Source organism: Synechocystis sp. LEGE 06083, from assembly GCF_015207725.1.
Lineage (GTDB): Bacteria > Cyanobacteriota > Cyanobacteriia > Cyanobacteriales > Microcystaceae > Synechocystis > Synechocystis salina.
Map to the genome: position 1 here is coordinate 1 of NZ_JADEWJ010000268.1, position 5,375 is coordinate 5,375.

At 51.5% G+C, this 5,375-nt stretch carries 4 protein-coding genes and 1 pseudogene; 2 read left to right on the plus strand and 3 right to left on the minus strand.

The features are described from left to right. Positions 1 to 256, minus strand: a pseudogene (locus tag IQ219_RS16425) (hypothetical protein); the annotation flags it as partial. A 120-nt stretch (positions 257 to 376) separates the two neighbouring features. Between IQ219_RS16425 and thrS the strand changes: the two are divergent. Further along, complete coding sequence (thrS, locus tag IQ219_RS16430) at positions 377 to 2,188, plus strand: threonine--tRNA ligase (protein WP_194073317.1); 1,812 nt, start codon at positions 377 to 379, stop codon at positions 2,186 to 2,188. A 13-nt stretch (positions 2,189 to 2,201) separates the two neighbouring features. Here thrS and hisH read toward each other — a convergent pair whose 3' ends face one another. Beyond that, a complete protein-coding gene (gene hisH / locus IQ219_RS16435; RefSeq protein WP_194073320.1) occupies positions 2,202 to 2,822 on the minus strand; it encodes an imidazole glycerol phosphate synthase subunit HisH in 621 nt (206 codons plus the stop codon). A gap of 246 nt (positions 2,823 to 3,068) precedes the next feature. Between hisH and argC the strand changes: the two genes are divergently transcribed. Next, entirely contained in the window at positions 3,069 to 4,124 is a 1,056-nt protein-coding gene (argC, locus tag IQ219_RS16440) for an N-acetyl-gamma-glutamyl-phosphate reductase (RefSeq protein ID WP_194073318.1), read from the plus strand. Positions 4,125 to 4,267: 143 nt separating this feature from the next. Here the strand turns inward: argC and IQ219_RS16445 are convergent. Next, on the minus strand, positions 4,268 to 5,375 hold a 1,108-nt coding region (locus IQ219_RS16445; RefSeq protein ID WP_194073319.1), incomplete at its 5' end, for a DEAD/DEAH box helicase.

Sequence of the window (5,375 nt, forward strand, 5' to 3'; positions counted from 1 at the left end):
GGCCTTGATCCATCACTTCCCTGGCGATCGCCACCTGGCCGAGGGCCGCATTTTCCACATAGAGCAAACTGGGAAGCAAGGGGCCACTATCCCCTAGGGGACGACTCAGGGAGGGCAAGTCAATTAACTCTCCTTGACGGGTTACTTCATTCCAGCGGGCAATGACGGTATTGGTTGTACCAAAATCAATGGCGTAGGACACGGCAAAACCAGGCATGAAGGAAAACAAACGCCTTGGATTATAACCTTTTCCCATGGGCGACATCCTCCCCCTAATCGAGCCGCAATGCCCAGAACGATGGGGGGCGGGAGCAGATCAAGTATCATGGGAGGGGGCTAAATTCCTTCGTTTGAACATTTTTTGTAAACATCATCCATGGCCAAACCCCCCGTTTCCCCCGATACCATCGCCTTACCCCGCACCAGTGAGTCGGAAAATCTCAAAAAAATCCGCCACACCACCTCCCACATCATGGCCATGGCGGTACAGAAACTCTTTCCTAAAGCCCAGGTAACCATTGGCCCCTGGACAGAGACGGGCTTTTACTACGATTTTGATGTGGAAGAACCCTTCACCGAGGCGGATTTGAAGGCAATCAAGAAGGAGATGGTGAAGATAATTAATAAAAAATTGCCGGTGATGCGGGAAGAACTCAGTCGAGAGGAGGCCAAACAAAGGATTGAGGCGATCCAAGAACCCTACAAATTGGAAATCCTTGCCAGTATCCATGAGCCCATCACCCTTTACCATCTGGGGGATCAATGGTGGGACCTCTGTGCCGGGCCCCATTTAGAAAATACTGCGGAGATTAACCCCAAGGCGATCGCCCTCGAAAGTGTGGCGGGAGCTTACTGGCGGGGAGATGCCAATAAAGCCCAACTGCAAAGAATTTATGGCACTGCTTGGGAAACCCCAGAACAGTTGGCAGAATATCAACGGCGCAAGGAAGAAGCCCTCAAAAGGGACCACCGTAAACTTGGTAAAGAATTAGGACTATTTATCTTTTCCGACCCCGTAGGCCCCGGTTTACCCCTCTGGACTCCCAAAGGCACAATTATTCGCACCATTTTGGAGGATTTTCTCAAACAGGAACAAGTTAAGCGGGGTTATTTGTCCGTAGTTACCCCCCACATTGCCCGGGTAGACTTGTTCAAACAATCGGGGCACTGGCAAAAATACCATGAAGATATGTTCCCCATGATGGCGGAATCAGCGGAGGAAGCAGCCCAGGAAATTGGCTTTGTGCTCAAACCGATGAACTGTCCTTTCCATATCCAAATTTACAAGAGTGAACTGCGCTCCTATCGGGATTTGCCCCTACGGTTAGCGGAATTCGGCACCGTCTATCGCTACGAGCAATCGGGGGAACTGGGGGGATTAACCAGGGTGCGGGGTTTTACGGTGGATGATTCCCATTTATTTGTCACCCCGGATCAGTTGGATGCGGAATTTTTGAGCGTGGTCGATTTGATTCTGACCGTGTTCAAGAGTTTGCAACTGAAGAATTTTAAAGCCCGCCTCTCTTTCCGGGATCCAGAGTCCGATAAATACATTGGCTCCGATGATGCATGGGACAAAGCCCAGGGGGCCATCCGTCGGGCAGTGCAGGAATTGGAGATGGATTACTTTGAAGCTCCAGGGGAAGCGGCTTTCTACGGTCCTAAACTGGATTTCATTTTCCGAGATGCCCTGGAACGGGAATGGCAACTGGGCACCGTGCAGGTAGATTACAACTTGCCGGAGCGGTTTGATTTGGAATACATTGCCGCCGATGGTTCCCGTCAACGACCTGTGATGATTCACCGCGCTCCCTTTGGTTCCCTAGAAAGGTTAATTGGCATTTTGATTGAAGAGTATGCAGGGGATTTTCCCCTCTGGTTAGCCCCTATTCAGGTGCGTTTGCTGGCGGTGAGTGATGAGTTTTTACCCTTTGCCCAGTCAGTGGTCAAACAAATGCAAGCCCTTGGTTTGCGGGCCGAAGTGGATACCAGTGGCGATCGCCTAGGGAAAATGATTCGCAATGCGGAAAAGCAAAAAATCCCAGTTATGGCGGTGGTGGGAGCGAAGGAAGTCGAGGCCAATGTCCTCAATATCCGCACCAGGGCTTCGGGGGAATTGGGAGAAATTCCTGTAACGGAGGTGTTGGAAAAATTACAGGCAACTGTGACCAACCACGAGACTTGGTAAGGCCAAATATTGCTCAGAGCACCTTCTGAACGAAGTTAGCCAAAATTTTTAGTCCCAGGGTAGAGGACTTTTCCGGGTGGAATTGCACTGCCATCACATTATCTTTGGCGATCGCCGCCGCGATGGTCTGACTGCCGTGGGTGGTGCTAGCGGCAACTACCTGGGGATCAAGGGGAGCCATGTAGTAGGAGTGGACAAAATACACCTGGGGGTCCGGGGGCAAAGCTTGCCAGAGGCATAAATCCGGTTGATTTAATTCCAGCCCATTCCAGCCCATGTGGGGAATAGTTAGTCCCGGCTCAGAACGGAAATGTTTGACTTGTCCAGGGATAATGCCGAGCCCTTTTTCCTGGCCCTCTTCGGAACTGTCAAATAGCAGTTGGGAACCTAAACAAATCCCCAAAAAAGGAGTCCCCTTGGCGATCGCCTTTTTGAGCACATCTTCCAAGCCCCTTTCCCGTAAATGTTGCACCGCCGGATCAAAGGAACCTACCCCCGGCAGAACAATGGCCGTGGCAGCATCAATAACGTGGGCCTGGTTCGTGACGAGGGGATTGCCCCCCACTTTCTCCAAACCCTTACAGACGGAGTGGAGATTGCCCATATCATAATCAACGACGGCGATGTAACCCATGGGAGAAAAGACGCAAAGTAGGACAGAGTTAAACCCTTTAATGGTGGGGCTTAACCCCCGTCTAGCCATTGTACGCAAAGTTGACCGTTCCCCAGGGGAGTCCAGCAATTTATCCAGGCAGGGAGATCCCAGAAAAAATCTTGGCAAAACCAGGGATCAAGTTCGCCATTGGGCAATTTTGATATTAGAATTCAGCCAACACACCAATTTCACCAATCTATTGGCATTATTTGAGACTTGAGAACCATGGGGAATGAAAAAACTAGAGTCGGTATCATTGGCGCATCGGGCTATGGCGGCATTCAGTTAGTACGTTTACTTTTAGAACATCCCCAGGTGGAATTAACCTACCTAGCGGGGCACAGTAGCGCAGGGAAGCCCTACAGTGACCTTTATCCCCATTTAACCCACCGGGTAAATCTCACCATTGAACCCATTGACCTAGAGGCGATCGCCGACCGTTGTGATGCGGTATTCCTTGGTTTGCCCAACGGTTTGGCCTGTGACATGGCCCCGGCATTATTGGCCAAAGGTTGTAAAGTTTTAGACCTGTCGGCGGACTACCGTTTCCGTAACCTCAACACCTACACGGAATGGTACAAAAAAGATCGCCAGGATCAAACCACCAATAACCAAGCTGTTTACGGCCTGCCGGAATTGTATCGGGATGCCATTAAGGATGCCCAACTAATTGGTTGCCCCGGATGTTACCCCACCGCTAGTTTGCTGGCCCTTTCCCCGTTGCTCAAACAGGGTTTCATTGTGCCTGAAACCGCCATCATTGACGCCAAATCCGGCACTTCTGGGGGAGGAAGGGAAGCCAAAGTTAACATGCTCCTAGCCGAAGCAGAAGGATCCTTGGGAGCCTATGGGGTGGCTAAACACCGCCACACCCCTGAAATTGAGCAGATTGCCAGTGATTTAGCTGGTACGGAGTTGCAAGTCCAGTTCACCCCCCACTTGATCCCCATGGTGCGGGGTATTTTAGCCACCGTTTATGCCACCCTAAGGGATCCGGGGTTAGTGCGGGATGATCTGATCACTATTTACAGTGCTTTTTATAGGGCTTCCCCCTTTGTGAAAATTCTGCCCCACGGGGTTTACCCCCAAACCAAATGGGCCTGGGGCACTAACCTTTGCTACATCGGCATTGAAGTGGATCCCCGCACTGGGCGGGTCATTGTTCTTTCCGCCATTGATAATTTGGTCAAAGGCCAGGCAGGGCAGGCGGTGCAATGCCTAAACCTAATGATGGGTTGGGAAGAATCCTTGGGCTTACCCCAACTCGCTTTTTATCCCTAGCCATGGGTTAGTCAATTTCTCCCCTGGGAGTCAATCATTGGTCACAGTAAAACTCCCCCAGGATTCACATTCTGGAGGAGTGATTTTTTTAGCGAGTCATTAACCCAGCTTCGTTTTTTTCAACCAGCCGATCTGACCACTGTTTACTGTTGGCGATCGCTGTAGGCAGGGCGACGGCCACCACTGGAGCGACGGGGTTTACCCGGTTTACCTTGGTAGCCACCACCACCTTTATTTTGACCACCGCCACCACCACGGTTACGACGCAGAACGGGCTTGTTGAAGTCGACTTCAGGTACTTCCCAATCGGTTTTCATCCAATGGGGACAACTCTGGTCATAAATCATTTGCAGAGCCGCAGCGGCGATCGCCTGGGCATCATACTCATCGCTCAGTTCCCGCACCAGGGGTAAGAACGAGGCCATCCGTTCACCGGCAAGGGCTTCCTTGAGTTGTTCTTGGAGTTTTTCAATGCGTTTGGCTTCCACCTGGGAACGGTTGGGGATCGCACAAACCTCGATCTGTTGTTTGAGACGGTTTTCGATGGAGCGCAGTAAACGACGGTCAATGGGTTCCACTAGGGCGATCGCCTTGCCGGTTTTACCAGCCCGACCGGTGCGGCCAATGCGGTGAATATAGGTTTCAGCATTATCGGGCAAATCAAAGTTAACCACATGGCTGAGGTTGTTCACATCTAAGCCCCGGGCCGCGATGTCCGTGGCCACCACCAGCTTAATTTTGCCATCCCGGAAACGATGCACCAAGCGCTCCCGTTGGGACTGGCTCAGGTTACCGTGGTACTCATCCACGCTATGGCCCGCTTCTTGCAAACGACTGGTCAGGTCAGCGGCGGTCTGTTTGGTGCGCACAAAGATAATGGCGGATTCCGGATCTTCCATTTCCAAAATCGGTTGCAACGCTTTGGCCTTAGACCAACCCCGGGGCACGTGGTAAAGCTGTTGCTCAATGCGGGTGGGGGTGGATTGGGTCTGTTTGACGGTCACTAGGGAGGGATCATTCAAAAATTGGTTGACCAACTCTTTAATTTCCCGGGGCATGGTGGCGGAAAAACAAGCCGTCTGACGGGTAGGAGGAGTTTTACGCAGGATAGTTTTCACATCGTCAATGAAGCCCATGCTCAGCATTTCGTCCGCTTCATCGAGCACCACCCATTGGATGGTTTCCAATTTCAGTTTTTTGCGCTCAATTAAATCAATAACTCGCCCTGGGGTTCCCACCACAATCTGCACC

Excerpts from the sequence above, each read along its gene's own strand:
- thrS (WP_194073317.1), top strand. The coding sequence starts at position 377 with ATGGCCAAACCCCCCGTTTCCCCCGATACCATCGCCTTACCCCGCACC.
- hisH (WP_194073320.1), bottom strand. The coding sequence starts at position 2,822 with ATGGGTTACATCGCCGTCGTTGATTATGATATGGGCAATCTCCACTCC.
- argC (WP_194073318.1), top strand. The coding sequence starts at position 3,069 with ATGGGGAATGAAAAAACTAGAGTCGGTATCATTGGCGCATCGGGCTAT.